This window comes from Streptomyces sp. NPDC015127 (genome assembly GCF_043080095.1).
Classification (GTDB): Bacteria; Actinomycetota; Actinomycetes; order Streptomycetales; family Streptomycetaceae; genus Streptomyces.
Map to the genome: position 1 here is coordinate 509,384 of NZ_JBIBVE010000001.1, position 18,846 is coordinate 528,229.

Sequence of the window (18,846 nt, forward strand, 5' to 3'; positions counted from 1 at the left end):
CGTGCAGTGCGACCGAGGAGGCACCCCATGCGCTGGGACAATCTGGCCGACAGCCCCGCCACCAACGGGGAAACCGCCCTGTTCGGTGCGTCGGCGGTGACCACCCGGACCTTCGACACCCCCGAGTTCCGGGGCATCACGTTCCACGAGGTCCGCGCGCGTTCGATCCTCAACCGGGTGCCCGGCGCGTCCCGGATGCCGTTCGAATGGACGGTGAACCCCTACCGGGGCTGCACGCACGCCTGCGTGTACTGCTTCGCCCGCAAGACCCACAGCTATCTGGACCTCGACACCGGACTCGGCTTCGACTCGCAGATCGTCGTGAAGGTCAACGCCCCCGAGCTGCTGCGCCGCCAGCTCGCCTCCCGCCAGTGGCAGGGCGCGCACATCGCGATGGGGACGAACGTGGACTGCTACCAGCGCGCCGAGGGCCGCTACCGGCTGATGCCGGGCATCATCGCGGCCCTGCGCGACCACGCGAACCCGTTCTCCATCCTGACCAAGGGCACGCTGATCCTGCGCGATCTCGACCTGCTGCGGCAGGCCGCCGACGTCACCGAAGTCGGCATCTCCGTCTCGGTCGGCTTCACCGACCGCGAGCTCTGGCGCACGGTGGAGCCCGGTACGCCCTCGCCGGAGCGCCGGCTCGATGTCGTACGCGCCCTCACCGACGCCGGGATCGGCTGCGGGGTGCTGATGGCGCCGGTCATCCCGTTCCTCGGCGACCATCCGGACCAGCTGCGGGCGACGGTCCGCGCGATCGCCGCGTCCGGGGCGACCTCGGTGACCCCGCTCGTGCTGCATCTGCGGCCGGGAGCGCGCGAGTGGTTCATGGCCTGGCTGCGCGAACACCATCCGTACCTGGTCGCGCGCTACGAGCGGCTGTACGCGGAGGGGGCGTACGCCCCCAAGTGGTACCAGCGCCGTATCACCCGTCATGTGCACGAGCTGGCGGACGAGTTCGGGATCGGCCCCTCGGCGCGCGCCGGCGAGCACCGGCGCCTACCGGTACGGCCGGAGCCCGCGCTCCCGGAGCCCACCCAGCTGACGCTGCTCTGAGCCACGGGCGACCCGCCCCGGCCTCGGTGTCAGCCACCGGGGCCGCACAGGCGGGTCCCCACCGCGCCGCCCCGGCCGGTGTCGCCAAGGGGCGCGCCAGTCTGCGGGCCAGACAGGCCGGTCGGCACGACGCCGCCCCCAGGGCGGTCACGCGCCCCGCACCACGCCGCCCCCGGCGCGCCCCGCCGCGCGGTTACGCGCCCCGGGGCGGGTCCGGGAGGCGGGCCAGGGCCGCCGAGGCCGCCGCGGTCAGGCGGGGGTGGGGCAGGGACGCCCGCAGCACCCGTTCCGCCCGTGGGTCGCCAAGTGCGCCGAGGCCCTCCACGCAGGCGAGGGCGACCCGCCAGTGCGGGTCGCCCGGGCTCAGGCGGCGGCCGAGGACGGTGATCAGCGCCGGTACCGATTCGGGCGCCCGCAGGCGCGTCAGCAGCCGCACCGGCACGAGCGCGTAGGCAACACGCAGCTCGTTGGTGGCGAGCGCGGCCGCGGCGCGCGGTGTGCGCGGGTCGGCGAGCCGGCCGAGCGCGTGGGCGGCGGAGACGCACCGCTCGGGATCGCGGTGGTTGAGGAGCAGCACCAGCGCCTCGAAGGCCCGCCGGTCACCGGCGCAGCCGAGGCGGAACGCGGCCATCTCCCGTGCCCACAAGGGGCGTTCGTGCTCGGTGAGGACGGCGGCGAGCTCCTCCCGGTCCGAAGTGGCCAACAGCCGTTCGTACGCGGGGCCGCCGCCCGCCTCGTCGCGCAGGCGCGTCGCGAGCGACCGCAGCTCCTCGTCCATGGCGGTCAGCGTATCGGCGCTCCACGGCGGCGATCCAGATCACACCGCCCGAGGGGTGGCGCGCTCGTTACCCGCAAGTTAATCTCATGTGAGCGGGTAACCCCCGCACCCCGCGGCGGCCTGGTGACGCAGCCGCCGCTTGGGGGTCCCCCATGCCGAAGGCTATGGGGGAAGTCGGTTCGGCAGTTCTGCCATGCAGTACGACGTGACAAGGGACAAGTCCGTCGGCCCACGCGAACACCCGCGCGCCCTACGCTCGTTCAGCGTCCTCCGCGCGCGCTCCTCATAGTCGTCACTCATCCCTGGAGTCCCCCGATGGACACCCCTCTGCACACCATCGCCGTCGTCGGCCTCGGCACCATGGGCACCGGCATCGCCGAGGTCCTCGCCCGCGCCGGCCGTGAGGTCATCGGCATCGACGTCAGCGACGCCGCCGCGCGCCAGGCGGTCACCGCCCTCGAGGCCTCCACCGCCCGCGCCGTGGAGCGCGAGCGGATCACCGAGGAGGAGCGCCGCAACACCCTCGCCCGCTTCCGCACCTTCTCCGACCTGCAGGCCGCGGCCGACGCGGACCTCGTGATCGAGGTCGTGCCGGAGTCGTACGAGGCCAAGCAGCAGGTCTTCCGCGAGCTGGACTCCGTCGTCCGCCCGGACACGATCCTCGCCACCGGGACGAACGCCCTGTCGGTGACCCGGCTCGCCGCCGAGTCCCAGCGCCCGGAGCGCGTGCTGGGCCTGCACTTCTTCAATCCGGCCCCGGCGATGAAGCTCGTCGAGGTCGTCTCCTCGGTGCTGACTTCGCCGAAGGCCGTCGAGGCCGTCACCGCGCTCGCCCGCGAGCTGGGCAAGCAGCCGGTCGCGGTCGGCGACCGGCCGGGCTTCATCGCGGACGGCCTGCTGTTCGGCTACCTCAACCAGGCCGCCGCCATGTACGAGGCCCGGTACGCCTCCCGCGAGGACATCGACGCGGCGATGAAGCTCGGCTGCGGCCTGCCGATGGGCCCGCTCGCCCTGCTCGACCTGATCGGCATCGACACCGCCCGCACCGTGCTGGACGCCATGTACGCCGCCTCGCACGACCGGCTGCACGCCCCCGCGCCGATCCTGGGGCAGCTCAGCGAGGCGGGACTGACCGGCCGCAAGGCGGGCCGCGGCTTCTACACCTACGCCGCCCCCGGCTCGGCCGAGGTCGTCACGGACGCGCTCACGCCGCTCGGAACGGCCGCGGCCGCCACCGGCCGTGAGATCCGCTCGGTCGGCGTGGCCGGCTCGGGCACGATGGCGAGCGGCATCGCGGAGGTCTTCGCCAAGGCCGGCTACGACGTCGTCCTGGCGGCCCGCAGCCTGGAGAAGGCCGAGGTCGCCAAGGGCCTCATCACCAAGTCGCTGCGGCGCTCGGTCGCCCGTGGCCGGATGGCCGAGGAGGCCATGGAGGCGACGCTGGCCCGGATCACGCCCGCCGGTTCGCTGGACGCCTTCTCGGACGTCGACCTGGCCGTCGAGGCCGTCGCCGAGGACCTGGAGATCAAGCAGCAGCTGTTCGCCACCCTGGACAAGGTGTGCAAGCAGGGCGCGGTGCTCGCCACCACGACCTCCTCACTGCCCGTCGTGGCCTGCGCCCGCGCCACCTCGCGCCCGCAGGACGTCATCGGGATGCACTTCTTCAACCCGGCCCCGGCGATGAAGCTGGTCGAGATCGTGCGGACGGTCCTGACCGCCGACGACGTCCACGCCACCGTCCGCGAGGTCACCACCCGGATCCGGAAGCACCCGGTGGACTGCGGCGACCGCGCCGGATTCATCGTGAACGCGCTCCTCTTCCCGTACCTGAACAACGCGATCAAGATGGTCGAGGAGCACTACGCCTCCCTCGACGACATCGACGCCGCGATGAAGCTGGGCGGCGGCTACCCGATGGGCCCGTTCGAGCTGCTCGACGTCGTCGGCCTCGATGTCTCGCTCGCCATCGAGAAGGTGCTGCACCAGGAGTTCCGCGACCCGGGCCTCGCGCCCGCGCCGCTGCTGGAGCACCTGGTGGCCGCAGGGTGCCTGGGGCGCAAGACGGGGCGCGGTTTCCGCGAATATGCCCGGCGCTGATACCGACGGCGCGTGGGGCGGGCTGCTCGGTCCGGGGAGCCCGCCCCCCGCGTCCGAGCGGGCCGGGCCCGACCCGCAGGCGCGCCCGGCTGCACGAATGCAGTACGTTCAGGTCATGCCCCAGCCCGCTGACCCCGCCCGCCGGCCCGGCCGCGCCGGTGCCGCCACCGACGCTCCGGAAAGTGCCGCAGGCTCCCGCGCCGCCGCGCAACGCCTGAAGATGCGCCGCGAACTCGCGGCGGCGGCCATGGAGTTGTTCGCGACCAAGGGGTACGAGGCGACGACGGTCGACGAGATCGCCGCGGCGGCCGGAGTGGCACGCCGGACCTTCTTCCGCCACTTCCGCTCCAAGGAAGAGGCGATCTTCCCCGACCACGACGACACCCTGGTGCGTGCCGAGGCGGTGCTGAACGCGGCTCCGCCCCACGAGCACCCGCTCGACACGGTGTGCCGGGGCATCAAGGAGGTCATGCGCATGTACGCGGCCTCCCCGGCCGTGTCCGTCGAGCGCTACCGGCTGACCCGTGAGGTGCCGACGCTGCGGGAGCGCGAGATCGCCTCGGTGGCCCGCTACGAGCGGCTGTTCACGCGCTATCTGCTGGGCCACTTCGACGAGCGGGACCACCACGACGGCAACGACGACCCGCTGCTGGCGGAGGTGGCCGCGTCCGCGGTGGTCACGGCCCACAACCATGTGCTGCGCCGCTGGCTGCGGGCGGGCGGGCAGGGCGACGTCGAGGCCCAGCTGGATCACGCGTTCGCCATCGTCCGCGACACGTTCGGCACCGGGATAGGAGCCGGCCGCAAGGCCGCGCACACCTCGTCAGCCACCGAGCAGCCCGCCGCCGCCGTGCGGAGCGAGGGCGAGGTCCTGGTGGCCGTGGCGCGGACGGACGCGCCGCTGAGCGAGGTCATGCGCACGATCGAACAGGCTCTCAAGGAGTCCTGACCCTCTCCCCCGCCCTCACACGACGGCCGCTCGATTCGGGCGGCCGTCGCCTGTTTTGCGCCCTGATTCGATCGATCATCGCTCATATGTGTCCACCGGATTGCATCTGAGACAAATTCTTGGCACGCAGTGTCTTGTCACCTGGCACGCCGTGCCATACGTTGAAGGAGTCCGGGCGGTCGGCGTGCAGAGAACACTCGCACGCCGGCTGTCCCAGCAACCCTCCCGGTTGCCCGCCCGGACGCCTGCGTCACAGGCACCTTTCGCGCACACCAGCGCTGCCAGCAGCACCACCGGCCGAACCGACGGCACACCTCCACAGCAGCACCACCCGACGTACCCCTCAGCGTCCGCGTACGGACGCTTCTCGCCGGAGGCAACACCGTGAAGGAAATCCTGGACGCGATCCAGTCGCCGGACAGCACGTCCGCCGACTTCGCCGCACTGAAGCTCCCCGAGTCGTACCGCGCGATCACCGTGCACAAGGACGAGACGGAGATGTTCGCCGGTCTCGAGACCCGGGAGAAGGACCCGCGCAAGTCGATCCACCTGGACGACGTCCCGGTGCCCGAGCTGGGCCCCGGAGAGGCCCTGGTGGCGGTCATGGCCTCCTCGGTCAACTACAACTCCGTGTGGACCTCGATCTTCGAGCCGCTCCCGACCTTCGCCTTCCTGGAGCGGTACGGAAAGCTCTCCGAGCTCACCAAGCGCCACGACCTGCCGTACCACATCATCGGCTCCGACCTCGCGGGCGTCGTCCTGCGCACCGGCCCCGGCGTGAACGCCTGGACCCCGGGTGACGAGGTCGTCGCGCACTGCCTGTCCGTCGAACTGGAGTCCTCCGACGGCCACAACGACACGATGCTCGACCCCGAGCAGCGCATCTGGGGCTTCGAGACCAACTTCGGCGGGCTCGCGGAGATCGCGCTCGTCAAGTCCAACCAGCTGATGCCCAAGCCGAAGCACCTCAGCTGGGAGGAGGCGGCGGCACCGGGCCTGGTCAACTCCACCGCGTACCGCCAGCTGGTCTCCCGCAACGGCGCCGGCATGAAGCAGGGCGACAACGTCCTGATCTGGGGCGCGAGCGGCGGACTCGGCTCGTACGCCACGCAGTTCGCGCTCGCGGGCGGCGCCAACCCGATCTGTGTCGTCTCCAGCGAGCAGAAGGCGGACATCTGCCGGGCGATGGGCGCCGAGTCGATCATCGACCGCAACGCCGAGGGCTACAAGTTCTGGAAGGACGAGCAGACCCAGGACCCGAAGGAGTGGAAGCGCTTCGGCAAGCGCATCCGCGAACTCACCGGCGGCGAGGACATCGACATCGTCTTCGAGCACCCCGGCCGCGAGACCTTCGGCGCCTCCGTCTACGTCACCCGCAAGGGCGGCACCATCACCACCTGCGCCTCGACGTCGGGCTACATGCACGAGTACGACAACCGCTACCTGTGGATGTCGCTGAAGCGGATCATCGGCTCGCACTTCGCCAACTACCGCGAGGCGTGGGAGGCCAACCGCCTCATCGCCAAGGGCAAGATCCACCCCACCCTGTCGAAGGTGTACTCCCTGGAGGACACCGGCCAGGCCGCGTACGACGTGCACCGCAACCTCCACCAGGGCAAGGTCGGCGTCCTCGCACTCGCCCCGCAGGAGGGCATGGGTGTCAGCGACCCGGAGATGCGCGAGAAGCACCTCGACGCCATCAACCGCTTCCGGAACGTCTGATGACGGAACGGAAGAAGGACCGGCCCTGGCTCATGCGGACGTACGCCGGTCACTCGACCGCCGAGGCGTCCAACGAGCTGTACCGGCGCAACCTCGCCAAGGGCCAGACGGGGCTGTCGGTCGCCTTCGACCTGCCGACCCAGACCGGTTACGACCCCGACCACATCCTCGCCCGCGGCGAGGTCGGCCGGGTCGGGGTCCCGGTGTCCCATCTGGGCGACATGCGCCGGCTGTTCCAGGAGATCCCCCTGGAGCAGATGAACACCTCGATGACCATCAACGCCACCGCCATGTGGCTGCTGTCGCTGTACCAGGTGGTCGCGGAGGAGCAGGGCGCCGACATCACCAGGCTCCAGGGCACGACGCAGAACGACATCGTCAAGGAGTACCTGTCGCGCGGGACGCACGTCTTCCCGCCCGGTCCTTCGCTGCGCCTGACCACCGACATGATCACGTACACGGTGGCCAACATCCCCAAGTGGAACCCGATCAACATCTGCAGCTACCACCTGCAGGAGGCCGGGGCCACGCCCGTGCAGGAGATCGCGTACGCGATGTCCACGGCGATCGCCGTGCTGGACGCGGTGCGGGACTCGGGCCAGGTGCCGCAGGAGAAGTTCGGCGATGTGGTCGCCCGGATCTCGTTCTTCGTGAACGCGGGCGTCCGCTTCATCGAGGAGATGTGCAAGATGCGCGCGTTCGGCCGCATCTGGGACAAGATCACGCGCGAGCGGTACGGCATCGAGAACGAGAAGCAGCGCCGCTTCCGCTACGGCGTCCAGGTCAACTCCCTCGGCCTGACCGAGGCGCAGCCGGAGAACAACGTCCAGCGCATCGTGCTGGAGATGCTGGCCGTGACACTCTCCAAGGACGCCCGGGCGCGGGCCGTGCAGCTGCCCGCCTGGAACGAGGCGCTGGGGCTGCCCCGGCCCTGGGACCAGCAGTGGTCGCTGCGCATCCAGCAGGTGCTGGCGCACGAGTCGGACCTGCTGGAGTACGAGGACATCTTCGCCGGCTCGCACGTCATCGAGGCCAAGGTCGACTCGCTCGTCGCCGAGTGCCTGGCGGAGATCGACCGGATCCAGGAGATGGGCGGCGCGATGGCGGCCGTCGAGTCCGGCTACCTCAAGTCGCAGCTGGTCTCCTCGCACGCCGAGCGGCGGGCCCGGATCGAGGCCGGCGACGAGAAGATCGTCGGCGTCAACATCTTCGAGACGACCGAGGAGAACCCGCTCACCGCCGATCTCGACACGGCGATCATGACGGTGGACCCGGCGAACGAGGCCCGCGTCGTCGCCAAGCTGCACGAGTGGCGCGCCGACCGTGACGAGTCCCGTGCCGCCGAGGCCCTCGCGGCGCTGAAGAAGGCCGCGGCGGGCACCGAGAACCTGATGGCGGCCACCGTCGAGTGTGCGCGTGCGGGCGTCACCACCGGCGAGTGGGCCTGGGCGCTGCGTGACGTCTTCGGCGAGTTCCGTGCGCCGACGGGCGTCAGCAGCGCCCCGGTGGCGGTCGCCGCGGAGGCGGGCACACCGCTCGCCGCCGTACGCGAGAAGGTGGCCCGCACCGCCGAGGAGCTGGGTGCGGGGCGGCTGCGGCTGCTCGTCGGCAAGCCCGGCCTGGACGGCCACTCCAACGGTGCCGAGCAGATCGCCGTACGGGCTCGTGACGCCGGGTTCGAGGTGGTCTACCAGGGCATCCGGCTGACCCCGGAGCAGATCGTCTCGGCCGCCCTCGCGGAGGACGTGCACTGCGTCGGTCTGTCGATCCTGTCCGGCTCGCACGCCGAGCTGGTGCCGGACGTGCTCACGCGGCTGCGCGAGGCGGGTGCGGCCGACATCCCGGTGATCGTGGGTGGCATCATCCCGAACGCCGACGCCACCGAACTGAAGGCGGCTGGTGTGGCCGCCGTCTTCACCCCGAAGGACTTCGGCATCACGGAGATCATCGGCCGTATCGTCGACGAGATCCGCCAAGCGAACAAGCTCAACCCCCTTGAAAGTACGGAGGTCCACGCATGACCACGCCTGTGCACCCGGTGAACCGTCTCCGTCCGCGCCGTTCCTGCCTGGCCGTGCCCGGCTCGAACCCGCGCTTCCTGGAGAAGGCCCAGGGTCTGCCGGCCGACCAGGTCTTCCTGGACCTGGAGGACGCCTGTGCGCCGCTCGCCAAGCCGGAGGCGCGGCACACCATCGTGAAGTTCCTCAACGAGGGCGACTGGACGGGCAAGACGCGGGTCGTGCGCGTCAACGACTGGACCACCGAGTGGACCTACCGCGACGTCGTCACCGTCGTGGAGGGCGCCGGCCAGAACCTCGACTGCATCATGCTGCCGAAGGTGCAGAACGCCGAGCAGGTCGTCGCGCTCGACCTGCTGCTCACGCAGATCGAGAAGACGATGGGCTTCGAGCTGGGCAAGATCGGCGTCGAGGCGCAGATCGAGAACGCCCAGGGCCTCAACAACGTCAACGAGATCGCCCAGGCGTCCCCGCGCGTGGAGACGATCATCTTCGGCCCGGCCGACTTCATGGCCTCCATCAACATGAAGTCCCTGGTCGTCGGCGAGCAGCCGCCCGGCTACCCGGCCGACGCCTACCACTACATCCTGATGAAGATCCTGATGGCCGCCCGCGCCAACAACCTCCAGGCGATCGACGGCCCCTACCTCCAGATCCGCAACATCGACGGCTACCGCGAGGTCGCCGGCCGCGCCGCGGCCCTCGGCTTCGACGGCAAGTGGGTGCTGCACCCGGGCCAGGTCGAGGCGTCCAACGAGATCTTCTCGCCGTCCCAGGAGGACTACGACCACGCCGAGCTGATCCTGGACGCGTACGACTACTACACGTCCGAGGCGGGCGGCAAGAAGGGCTCGGCGATGCTCGGCGACGAGATGATCGACGAGGCCAGCCGCAAGATGGCGCTGGTCATCTCCGGCAAGGGACGCGCGGCCGGCATGCGGCGCACCACCAAGTTCGAGATCCCGGAGGGCTGAGCGCCATGCAGTTCGGACGCACGTACGAGGAGTTCGAGGTCGGGGCCGTCTACAAGCACTGGCCCGGGAAGACGGTCACCGAGTACGACGACCACCTCTTCTGCCTCCTGACGATGAACCACCACCCGCTCCACATGGACACCAACTATGCGGAGAGGACGACGGACTTCGGCAAGAACGTCGTCGTCGGGAACTACATCTACTCGCTGCTGCTCGGGATGTCCGTGCCGGACGTGTCCGGCAAGGCCATCGCCAACCTGGAGATCGAGTCGCTGCGGCACGTGGCGCCGACCTTCCACGGCGACACGATCTACGGCGAGACCACGGTGCTCGACAAGACCCCGTCGAAGTCGAAGAACGACCGCGGCATCGTCTACGTCGAGACCAAGGGCTACAAGCAGGACGGCACCCTCGTCTGCGTCTTCCGGCGCAAGGTGATGGTCCCGACCGAGACGTACATCAAGGAGCGCGGCGGCGAACAGCCCGGCCGCCCCGAGCTCAAGACGCAGGAGAAGTAGTCATGGCCCGACTCGCCCGGACCGCAGGTCTGACCGACGTCCAGCAGGAGATCCTGTCCACCGTCCGGGACTTTGTCGACAAGGAGATCATTCCTGTCGCCACGGAGCTGGAGCACAAGGACGAGTACCCGCAAGAGATCGTCGATGGCCTCAAGGAGCTCGGCCTGTTCGGCCTGATGATCCCGGAGGAGTACGGCGGCCTGGGCGAGTCCCTCCTCACGTACGCGCTGTGCGTCGAGGAGATCGCCCGTGGCTGGATGTCCGTCTCGGGGATCATCAACACGCACTTCATCGTCGCGTACATGCTCAAGCAGCACGGCACGCAGGAGCAGAAGGACACGTTCCTGCCGCGCATGGCGCTCGGCGAGGTGCGCGGCGCCTTCTCGATGTCGGAGCCGGGGCTCGGCTCGGACGTGTCGGCCATCACGTCCAAGGGCGTGAAGGACGGCGACGAGTACGTCCTGAACGGCCAGAAGATGTGGCTGACGAACGGCGGGACGTCCACTCTGGTCGCGGTCCTGTGCCGGAGTGACGAAGGACACCCGGAGGGCACGGCCCCGCACAAGTCGATGACGACCTTCCTGGTCGAGAAGGAGCCGGGCTTCGGCGAGGTCCGTCCGGGCCTGACCATCCCCGGTAAGATCGACAAGATGGGCTACAAGGGCGTCGACACGACCGAGCTCATCATGGACGGACTGCGCATTCCGGCCAATCGGGTGCTCGGCGGGGCCACCGGCCGAGGGTTTTACCAAATGATGGACGGCGTCGAGGTCGGCCGCGTGAACGTCGCGGCGCGTGGCTGCGGTGTCGCCCAGCGTGCCTTCGAGCTGGGCGTCTCGTATGCCCAGCAGCGTCACACTTTCGGCAAGCCGATCGCCGCCCACCAGGCGATCCAGTTCAAGCTGGCCGAGATGGCTACCAAGGTCGAGGCCGCGCATGCGATGATGGTCAACGCAGCTCGCAAAAAGGACTCCGGGGAACGAAACGACCTGGAGGCAGGGATGGCGAAGTACCTCGCCTCCGAGTACTGCAAGGAAGTCGTCGAGGACGCCTTCCGTATCCACGGCGGCTACGGCTTCTCCAAGGAGTACGAGATCGAGCGCCTCTACCGCGAGGCTCCGATGCTGCTGATCGGCGAGGGTACCGCCGAGATCCAGAAAATGATCATTGGACGTCGGCTGCTCGAGGAGTACCGGTTCCAGGGTTGATTGCCGCTTTTGGGTCGGTTTGGCCGCGAAGAAGATCACACCCTGTCATCATCTTCCGGCCGCCGACTCGACTTCTGGCTTTCCCAGTTGCGGTCCGCACCCGATAACATCGCCGGAAAGCCGCCGTCCCCCGTTACCAGCGCGGCATCATCCGCTACGAAGGTCATCCATGCCCCACAGCCAAACCTCTGCACCACGCGACAGCCGTGTCGGCGTACGCCTCGCGCGCGGAGCATCGCCGTGGCTTCTGCCGACCGTCGCCACCGCTGCACTCAGCCTGGCCCGTGCCCGCCGTTCGCGGCGGGCCGCGGCCATTGCCGTGCCCACCACCGCGCTCGCGGCGGGCATGCTGTGGTTCTTCCGCGATCCCGAGCGTGAGATCGCGTCCGGGCGGGTCATCTCGCCCGCCGACGGAGTGGTGCAGAGCATCATGCCGTGGAAGGACGGGCGCACCCGCGTCGCGATCTTCATGAGCCCGCTCAATGTCCACGTCAACCGCGCGCCGCTCGCCGGCACGGTGACGTCGGTAGAGCACATCCCTGGCGGCTTCGTCCCCGCGTTCAACAAGGAGAGCGAGAACAACGAGCGCGTTGTCTGGCACTTCGACACCGAACTCGGCGACATCGAGATGGTGCAGATCGCCGGCGCGGTCGCCCGGCGCATCGTGCCGTACATCCCGCAGGGCACCAAGGTCGAGCAGGGTGATCGCATCGGTCTGATCCGCTTCGGCTCGCGCGTCGACATCTACCTTCCCGAGGGTGTCGAGGTCGCGGTCGAGGTGGGCCAGACCACGACGGCGGGGGTGACTCGCATTGACCGTGATTGATCCCGACACACAGGCGAACTGGGTGGCGGAGGCCGAGGAAGAGGACGACGCGGAGGAGATGCCGCTCTCTCTGCGGCTGTCGATAGCGGACACCCTCACGCTCGGTAACGCCACGTGCGGATTCATGGCGGTGTACTTCACCACCACCGGAATCCTCATTCCGCACCTCCAGGGCAGCCAGGAGACCGGCATGGCGCGGCACAGCGCCGCGACCGCCGTGATCCTCATGCTGCTCGCGGCCATCTTCGACCTCTGCGACGGGCTCGTGGCCCGCAAGCTGCGGTCGTCGCCGATGGGCGCCGAGCTGGACAACCTCTCGGACCTCATCAGCTTCGGCCTCGCGCCCGCGTACTTCGTGCTGGTCTACGGCATGGTCGCGGACGACGCCCATCAGCGGGTCTCGGCGGTGGCCGCGATCGTGGTGCTGCTGGCGGTGGTGCTGCGGCTTGCGAGATTCTCGTGCGTGACCATGAAGGACGGCATGTTCCAGGGCATGCCGAGCCCCTTCGGAGCGCTGACCGTCGTCTCGATCGTGCTGCTGGAGCTGCCCTTCATCCCGACGCTGCTGGCGATCATCGGCACGGCGTGGCTGATGGTGAGCCGGGTCGAGTACCCCAAGCCGCGGGGTGTCCTCGCGGTGGCGATGCTCGGCTGGATCGTCGCGGCGATGGGCATGCTGGCGGCGTGGGCGTTCGACGCGCCCGGCGGCCAGGTGCTGCTCCAGATGGGCTGCGCCCTGCAGATCGTGATGGCGGCGACGATCCCCCTCTTCGCCACCGCCCGTCGCGTGAACACGTTCCGCGACAACCGCCGCGAGAGCCGCGAGGCGCGTGCGGCACAGGTGCCGTAGCGCGCCGGAGGCGCGCAGATCGTGAACGCCGGGGGCCCCGGATGCAGAGCATCCGGGGCCCCCGGCGTGTTCGGTCGACCGGGCTGGCCCGACGGCGTGCCCGGCGACCGGTGACCGGCGCCCCCGGTGACCGGGCGGCCGACGGCGTGCCCGGCGACCGGTGACCGACGGCGTGCCCGGCGATCGGTGGCCCGATACGCGTCGGCCGGCTCCGGGGGCAACCGGTGAGTGGCGCCGCCGCAAGGCGCATGCGCCGCGTCCCGTCACGGGCGGTAGCGCAGCGGATGGTCCTCGGGTACCTCGACCACCGCGATGCGCACCCCGTCCGGGTCCGCGACCCACATCTCGACCAGGCCCCACGGCTCCTTCAGCGGCGCACGCAGCACCTCGACACCCCGTTCCCGCAGCTCGTCGTGGGCGGCGCGGACATCGGGCACCTGCAGCCACAGGCGCACCGCGGGCGAGGGCGGGGAATCGGAGCGGCCGGAGAGTTCGAGGAACCCGCCGCCCAGGAAGTACACCGTCCCCCGTTCCTCGCCGGTCCCGAATTCGCGGTAGACCGCCAGCCCCAGAGCGCCGCCGTAGAAGTCGCGCGAGCGCTGCGGATCCGTAGGGCTCAGCAGAATCCTGCTGCCAAGTACATGCACCATGCGGCAGAGCGTACGGGTCGGGTCAGCCGGGCTTGATGCGACCGCGCCAGCCTCCGCTCTCGCCGCCCTGGTGCTCGATGTACTCCTTGAAGCGGCGCATGTCGCCCTTGACGCGCCGGTCGATCATTCCGGTCATGTCGGCGGTCTTCTCGGCGGCACCCGAGGGCTCGACGTCCATCACGAGTTCCACCCGCGTGTGCGTGTCGTCCACGCGCCGGAAGCTCACCATGCCCTTCTGCTTGGTGTCGCCGCTGATGGTGCGCCACGTGATGCGTTCGTCGGGGAGCTGGTCGACGATCTCGGTGTCGAACTCGCGCCGCACTCCCCCGATCTTGGTGGTCCAGTGGTTGTGGCGGTCGTCGACCTGGGTGACCGCCTCCACGCCTTCCATGAAGTTCGGGAACTCCTCGAACATCGTCCACTGGTTGTAGGCGGTGCTGACGGGGACCTCGACCTCGACGGTCTCCTTCACCGTGCTCATTGCTGCGCCTCCTCCTGGATGTGCCCGCAGAGCAGTGAGCCCCACGGGGCCGTGCACGTCACGCGGGTACCCCATGGCGGCCTTCCTACAACCGTGCGGGTTCGGCCCCCGGGCCCGGGCCGGAAAAATGACGCCGCCCCGGCGGGCAGGGCCCGCCGGGGCGGCGTCGTGGCGCAGCGCGGGCTCACCCGCGTGCCCCGCTACGTCAGGAAGTCCCGCGCGATCGACTCCGCCGCCTGCTCCAGCAGCGGGCCCGCCTCCGCCATGCACTTCGCCGGGTCCGGCTCCAGCGCCGTCAGGGCGTAGGCGCGGCGGATCCCCGCGCGGCCCAGCGCCTCCGGGGGGAGGGCCAGGCGGCCGCAGACCGCGACCACCTCGATGCCCTGCGCGCGGGCCGCCGCGGCGACGCCCGCCGGGGCCTTGCCGTGCAGGGTCTGCTCGTCCAGCGAGCCCTCACCGGTGATGACCAGCGTCGCCCGCTCCAGCGCCGGCGCGAAGCCCAGCACGTCGAGCATGACCTCGATGCCCGGGCGGAAGCGGGCACGCAGCGCGACCAGCGCGCCGTAGCCGATGCCGCCTGCCGCGCCCGCGCCGGGCGCGTCCGCCAGGTCGGGGCCGAGAACGGCCGCGTAGTGGGCGAGCGCCTTGTCGAGCTCGGCCACGTCCTCCGGCGTCGCGCCCTTCTGCGGGCCGTAGACCGCGGGCGCGCCCTTCGGGCCGGTCAGCGGGTTGTCGACGTCGCTCGCGAGGATCAGGTCGACGTTCTCGAAACGGGCGTCGAGGCCGGACAGGTCCGCTGTCGCGAGGGCGCTCAGGCCCCCGCCTCCCGGCGGCACGGGCTTGCCGTCCGCGTCGAGGAAGCGGGCGCCGAGCGCGGCCAGCATCCCGGCTCCGCCGTCGGTGGTCGCGCTGCCGCCGACACCGAAGACGATCGTGCGCGCGCCCGCGTCGAGCGCGGCGCGCAGCAGTTCCCCGGAGCCGTACGTCGTGGCGGTGAGCGGTGCGAACACGCCGGCCGGGAGGTGCTGGAGGCCCGATGCCTCGGCCATCTCCACGACCGCGGTCGCGTCCCGAAGGGCGTACGCCGCGGTCACGGGCGCGCCGAGCGGCCCGGTCACCCGCACCTCACGGCGTTCGAAACCCGCCGCCACCGCCGCCGCGACCGTGCCGTCGCCGCCGTCGGCGACGGGCAGGGTGTCGACCTCCAGGTCCGGGACGATCCGCCGCAGCCCTGCCGTCACCCGCTCGGCGACCTGCACCGCCGTGAGCGAGCCCTTGAACTTGTCAGCTGCGACGAGCACCCGCGCAGGCTGAGAAACTGCTCCGTCCCTCACCGTGTATCCCTTGCTGTCGAACAGGCAGTCGCGCCGTCCCCGACCCTATCCGCACCCTCGGGCGCCCTGCTACCCCGGCATCGGACGGCATCACGCCACGCGCGTGGGCGTTTCCTCCATATCGTGCACCGCCGGGGCATGGCACGCATGCCCCGGCGAGGGCGCGGGCCTACGCTGCCGCCGTGACGACCTCCGATTACGCCGCCTACATCGCCTCACTCCCCCGCATCCTGGCCGGAGCCGCCGCCCTGTTCCGGGACGCCGAAGGGCGGGTGCTGCTCGTCGAGCCCAGCTACCGCAAGGGCTGGGCACTGCCCGGCGGGACCGTGGAGTCGGACCTCGGCGAGACACCCCGTCAGGCCGCCCGGCGCGAGACGCTGGAGGAGATCGGCCTCGATGTGGAACTGGGCGCGCTGCTCTCGGTGGACTGGGTGCCGGGCGAGGGGCGGCCGCCGATCGCCGCGTACGTCTACGACGGCGGTGTGCTGACCGAGGCACAGCTCGGGGCGATCAGGCTGGCTGAGGACGAGTTGCTGTCCTGGCGGCTGGTGCCGCGGGATGACCTGTCCCACTACCTGCTCGGTTCGCTGGGCCTTCGGGTCGCGGCGTCGCTCGACGCGCTGACCGCCGGCACGGGGGCGGTCGAGCTGGAGAACGGTCTGCCGCCGAAGGCGTGATCCTCACCGCGGGCACCCCAACGTGGGCGTTTCGTCCCGAATGCCGGTAACCGGCGTGCCGTAGACGGGCGTTCATGGGGCGTTGTCCGCACCGCCCCGGTCCGTGCACACCCGCCGGGCAGCCTCCGGATCCCCAGGACTCCGGAGGGACCATGCTCACGCACCTGCGCGGCTGGCTGACCACCGCCGCCGCTCTGGCGCTGACCGTCGCCGGCGCGGCCCCCGCCGCCACCCCGCACGAGATCCCCGCACGACCGACGCAGGCCCCCGCCAGGACGCCCCAGCTGCCCGCACGGCCGCTGCCCGCCGCGGTCGACGGCGGTTCCTGGCGCTCGGGCCATCTCCAGGGCATGGCGCTGGACCGCGCCGGCGGCCATCTGTACTTCTCCTTCACCGACACGCTCGTCAAGACGGACCTGAGCGGCAGGCCGATCGGGTCGGTCCGGGGCATCGGCGGCCACCTGGGCGACCTCGACCTCGACGCCGCGGACGGCCGCGTCTACGGCTCGCTGGAGTACGGCAAGGACGCCGCGTTCTACATCGCCGTCTTCGACGGCAGGCGTATCACGCGCATGAACATGGACGCGCGGACCAGTGGTGTCCTGACCACCGTCCATCTCGGCGAGGTCGCCCGCGACTTCACGGCGGACATGGACGGCGACGGGCATTTCGACGGCGACACCGGCGACACGGCCGACCACCGGTACGGGAACGCCGGCATCGACGGGGTCGCCTTCGGCCCCGCGTTCGGGGCGAAAGGCGGCCCGCTGATGCTGACCGTGGCCTACGGCGTGTACGCCGACACCCGTCGGCGCGACAACGACCACCAGGTCCTGCTCCAGTACGACGTAGGGGACTGGAAGCGGTACGAACGCCCGCTGGACGAGTCCCGCCCGCACCGCAGCGGGCCGGCCGGGCACGACGGCAAGTTCTTCGTCCGCACCGGCAACACGACGTACGGCGTGCAGAACCTGGAGTACGACGGGCACAGCGGCACCTGGCTGATGGCCGTGTACAAGGGCACCAAGCCGGGCTTCCCCAACTACGGCCTCTTCGCCGTCGACGGCGGCAGGCCGCCCGTCGACGGCGACATCCGGGGCCAGCGGCGGCCGGAACGGGGCATGCTGCTCTCGCTGCTGCCGCGGGGCGAGCACCACGCGCCGTCGGGGACGTACGGCTGGCACGCGCCGGGCCAGTTCGGCCTGGTCTCCCTCGACGACGGCCGCTTCTACGTCGGCGAGTCGACGAAGGCGCGCGGCGGGACGGCCACCCAGAAGGGGAAGGCGCTGCTGCACCGCTGGACCGGCCGCGCGCCCATGCCGTTCACCCCGCTCACCGGCTCCGGTGCGGCAACCGGCTGACGCCACCGACGCGCCACGCCGCCCGCCGTCAACGGCCCGGAGGCGGAGCGGCTCTGACAGAGCATCAATGGGTCTGGGTATGCGCTCTTACGGGTGTTGTCCGCCGGAGGGTACGGCGGACAACGCCACCGCCGGGCACCATCCGGACTTCGAGGACACCGGAGGGATCATGCACAGGCACGCGTACGGCCTGCTGACGGCCGCCGTCTTCGTGACCGCCGCGACGATCGGCGTCACGACCCCCGCGACCGCCGCCGGCCCGCCCCCCGCGGCGGACCCGCCACCCCTCACGGTGGACGGCGGCGCCTGGCAGTCGGGGCATCTGCAGGGCATGGCGCTGGACCGGCAGAAGGGGTTCATGTACTTCTCGTTCACGAACCTGCTGGTCAAGACGGATCTGCGGGGCAGGCCGGTCGGCTCCGTGACCGGGTTCACCGGTCATCTGGGCGACCTGGACTTCAACACGGAGGACGGGCGGGTCTACGGCTCGCTGGAGTACAAGGCCGAGCAGGCGTTCTACATCGCGATCCTGGACGGCGACCGGATCGACCGGATGGACATGGACGCGGCGACGAGCGGCGTCCTCACCACGGTCCACCTGCGGGAGGTCGTGGAGGACTACACCGCGGACATGGACGGCGACGGGGTCTTCGACGGCAACACGGGCCGGACCGCCGACCACCGCTACGGGTGCAGCGGCATCGACGGGGTCGCGTTCGGCCCGGCGTTCGGCAAGGAGAACGGGCCGCAGAAGCTGACCGTCGCCTACGGCGTGTACGGCAACGCGACGCGCCGGGACAACGACCACCAGGTCCTGCTCCAGTACGACGTACGCCGGTGGCGCACGTACGAGCGGCCGCTGACCGAGTCGGCGCCGCACCGCAGCGGCCCGGCGCGCCCCGACGGCAAGTTCTTCGTGTACACCGGCAACACCACGTACGGGGTGCAGAACCTGGAGTACGACGGGCACAGGGGCGACTGGCTGATGGCCGCGTACAAGGGCACCAAGCCGGCCTTCCCCAACTACTCGCTGTTCGTCGTCGACGGCGCGGGCAAGCCGCGGTGGGGCGAGGTCCGCGGCCTGCGGGAGCCCGAGCGGGGGCGGCTGCTGCCGCTGCTGCCGGAGGGGCTGCACCACGAGCCCTCGGACACGTACGGCTGGCAGTCGACGGGGCAGTACGGCCTGGTGTCGCTCGACGACGGGCGCTTCTACCTGGCCGAGACCGCGAGGGTCCAGGACGGCGACGCGGTGAAGGAGTCGGGCAGGGCGGTGCAGCACCGCTGGACGGGCTCGACGCCGACACCGTTCGCCAAGGTCACCCCCTAGGGACCGTCCGCGGAGCG

At 70.7% G+C, this 18,846-nt stretch carries 17 protein-coding genes; 13 read left to right on the forward strand and 4 right to left on the reverse strand.

The window, feature by feature from the left end; all coding sequences use genetic code 11:
- The first annotated feature begins 27 nt into the window (after positions 1-27).
- Positions 28-1,059, forward strand: coding sequence for an Rv2578c family radical SAM protein (locus ACF08N_RS02135; protein WP_392322619.1), 1,032 nt, complete (start codon positions 28-30; stop codon positions 1,057-1,059).
- A gap of 193 nt (positions 1,060-1,252) precedes the next feature.
- On the opposite strand, the gene ACF08N_RS02140 is transcribed toward ACF08N_RS02135, so the two are convergent.
- Complete coding sequence (locus ACF08N_RS02140; protein WP_392322620.1) at positions 1,253-1,837, reverse strand: adenylosuccinate lyase; 585 nt, start codon at positions 1,835-1,837, stop codon at positions 1,253-1,255.
- Between the two features lie 315 nt (positions 1,838-2,152).
- On the opposite strand from ACF08N_RS02140, the gene ACF08N_RS02145 reads away from it, so the two are divergent.
- The 9 genes from ACF08N_RS02145 (at position 2,153) to pssA (ending at position 12,999) form a co-directional block, all read left to right on the forward strand.
- Positions 2,153-3,934: a 3-hydroxyacyl-CoA dehydrogenase family protein gene (locus ACF08N_RS02145; protein ID WP_392322621.1), complete on the forward strand. Its 1,782-nt coding sequence runs from the start codon at positions 2,153-2,155 to the stop codon at positions 3,932-3,934.
- Positions 3,935-4,031: 97 nt separating this feature from the next.
- Positions 4,032-4,883, forward strand: coding sequence for a TetR family transcriptional regulator (locus ACF08N_RS02150; RefSeq protein ID WP_392322622.1), 852 nt, complete (start codon positions 4,032-4,034; stop codon positions 4,881-4,883).
- Positions 4,884-5,267: 384 nt separating this feature from the next.
- Positions 5,268-6,605: a crotonyl-CoA carboxylase/reductase gene (ccrA, locus tag ACF08N_RS02155; RefSeq protein ID WP_392322623.1), complete on the forward strand. Its 1,338-nt coding sequence runs from the start codon at positions 5,268-5,270 to the stop codon at positions 6,603-6,605.
- Positions 6,605-8,626: a protein meaA gene (locus ACF08N_RS02160; protein WP_392322624.1), complete on the forward strand. Its 2,022-nt coding sequence runs from the start codon at positions 6,605-6,607 to the stop codon at positions 8,624-8,626. The genes ccrA and ACF08N_RS02160 overlap by 1 nt, the downstream gene beginning before the upstream one ends.
- Complete coding sequence (locus tag ACF08N_RS02165; RefSeq protein WP_392322625.1) at positions 8,623-9,597, forward strand: HpcH/HpaI aldolase/citrate lyase family protein; 975 nt, start codon at positions 8,623-8,625, stop codon at positions 9,595-9,597. The genes ACF08N_RS02160 and ACF08N_RS02165 overlap by 4 nt, the downstream gene beginning before the upstream one ends.
- Before the next feature lie 5 nt (positions 9,598-9,602).
- Positions 9,603-10,115 (forward strand): MaoC family dehydratase, encoded by a 513-nt coding sequence (locus ACF08N_RS02170; RefSeq protein ID WP_392322626.1) that lies wholly within the window; start codon positions 9,603-9,605, stop codon positions 10,113-10,115.
- A gap of 2 nt (positions 10,116-10,117) precedes the next feature.
- Positions 10,118-11,323, forward strand: coding sequence for an acyl-CoA dehydrogenase family protein (locus ACF08N_RS02175; protein ID WP_392322627.1), 1,206 nt, complete (start codon positions 10,118-10,120; stop codon positions 11,321-11,323).
- Between the two features lie 169 nt (positions 11,324-11,492).
- Entirely contained in the window at positions 11,493-12,149 is a 657-nt protein-coding gene (locus tag ACF08N_RS02180) for a phosphatidylserine decarboxylase (RefSeq protein WP_392322628.1), read from the forward strand.
- Entirely contained in the window at positions 12,142-12,999 is an 858-nt protein-coding gene (pssA, locus tag ACF08N_RS02185) for a CDP-diacylglycerol--serine O-phosphatidyltransferase (protein WP_392322872.1), read from the forward strand. Before ACF08N_RS02180 ends, pssA begins: the two co-directional genes overlap by 8 nt.
- 263 nt (positions 13,000-13,262) lie before the next feature.
- Here the strand turns inward: pssA and ACF08N_RS02190 are convergent, their stop codons facing one another.
- From ACF08N_RS02190 to ACF08N_RS02200, 3 genes are all read right to left on the reverse strand, one after another.
- The gene (locus tag ACF08N_RS02190) at positions 13,263-13,649 is read right to left on the reverse strand and encodes a VOC family protein (protein WP_392322629.1); all 387 of its coding nucleotides are present in this window, start codon (positions 13,647-13,649) and stop codon (positions 13,263-13,265) included.
- Positions 13,650-13,671: 22 nt separating this feature from the next.
- A complete protein-coding gene (locus ACF08N_RS02195; protein ID WP_392322630.1) occupies positions 13,672-14,130 on the reverse strand; it encodes an SRPBCC family protein in 459 nt (152 codons plus the stop codon).
- A gap of 200 nt (positions 14,131-14,330) precedes the next feature.
- Positions 14,331-15,488 carry a glycerate kinase gene (locus ACF08N_RS02200; protein ID WP_392322873.1) on the reverse strand — a complete coding sequence of 386 codons (1,158 nt, stop codon included), beginning with the start codon at positions 15,486-15,488 and terminating at the stop codon, positions 14,331-14,333.
- 158 nt (positions 15,489-15,646) lie between these two features.
- Between ACF08N_RS02200 and ACF08N_RS02205 the strand changes: the two genes are divergently transcribed.
- The 3 genes from ACF08N_RS02205 to ACF08N_RS02215 all read left to right on the forward strand — a co-directional run bounded on the left by ACF08N_RS02205 (position 15,647) and on the right by ACF08N_RS02215 (position 18,829).
- A complete protein-coding gene (locus ACF08N_RS02205) occupies positions 15,647-16,141 on the forward strand; it encodes an NUDIX domain-containing protein (protein WP_392322631.1) in 495 nt (164 codons plus the stop codon).
- Positions 16,142-16,293: 152 nt separating this feature from the next.
- The gene (locus ACF08N_RS02210; RefSeq protein WP_392322632.1) at positions 16,294-17,502 is read left to right on the forward strand and encodes a YncE family protein; all 1,209 of its coding nucleotides are present in this window, start codon (positions 16,294-16,296) and stop codon (positions 17,500-17,502) included.
- Positions 17,503-17,671: 169 nt separating this feature from the next.
- Entirely contained in the window at positions 17,672-18,829 is a 1,158-nt protein-coding gene (locus tag ACF08N_RS02215; protein ID WP_392322633.1) for a hypothetical protein, read from the forward strand.
- Positions 18,830-18,846 lie beyond the last annotated feature (17 nt).

Coding starts and splice junctions, on each gene's coding strand:
- ACF08N_RS02135 (WP_392322619.1), top strand. CDS start 28: ATGCGCTGGGACAATCTGGCCGACAGCCCCGCCACCAACGGGGAAACC.
- ACF08N_RS02140 (WP_392322620.1), bottom strand. CDS start 1,837: ATGGACGAGGAGCTGCGGTCGCTCGCGACGCGCCTGCGCGACGAGGCG.
- ACF08N_RS02145 (WP_392322621.1), top strand. CDS start 2,153: ATGGACACCCCTCTGCACACCATCGCCGTCGTCGGCCTCGGCACCATG.
- ACF08N_RS02150 (WP_392322622.1), top strand. CDS start 4,032: ATGCAGTACGTTCAGGTCATGCCCCAGCCCGCTGACCCCGCCCGCCGG.
- ACF08N_RS02160 (WP_392322624.1), top strand. CDS start 6,605: ATGACGGAACGGAAGAAGGACCGGCCCTGGCTCATGCGGACGTACGCC.
- ACF08N_RS02165 (WP_392322625.1), top strand. CDS start 8,623: ATGACCACGCCTGTGCACCCGGTGAACCGTCTCCGTCCGCGCCGTTCC.
- ACF08N_RS02170 (WP_392322626.1), top strand. CDS start 9,603: ATGCAGTTCGGACGCACGTACGAGGAGTTCGAGGTCGGGGCCGTCTAC.
- ACF08N_RS02175 (WP_392322627.1), top strand. CDS start 10,118: ATGGCCCGACTCGCCCGGACCGCAGGTCTGACCGACGTCCAGCAGGAG.
- ACF08N_RS02180 (WP_392322628.1), top strand. CDS start 11,493: ATGCCCCACAGCCAAACCTCTGCACCACGCGACAGCCGTGTCGGCGTA.
- ACF08N_RS02190 (WP_392322629.1), bottom strand. CDS start 13,649: ATGGTGCATGTACTTGGCAGCAGGATTCTGCTGAGCCCTACGGATCCG.
- ACF08N_RS02195 (WP_392322630.1), bottom strand. CDS start 14,130: ATGAGCACGGTGAAGGAGACCGTCGAGGTCGAGGTCCCCGTCAGCACC.
- ACF08N_RS02210 (WP_392322632.1), top strand. CDS start 16,294: ATGCTCACGCACCTGCGCGGCTGGCTGACCACCGCCGCCGCTCTGGCG.
- ACF08N_RS02215 (WP_392322633.1), top strand. CDS start 17,672: ATGCACAGGCACGCGTACGGCCTGCTGACGGCCGCCGTCTTCGTGACC.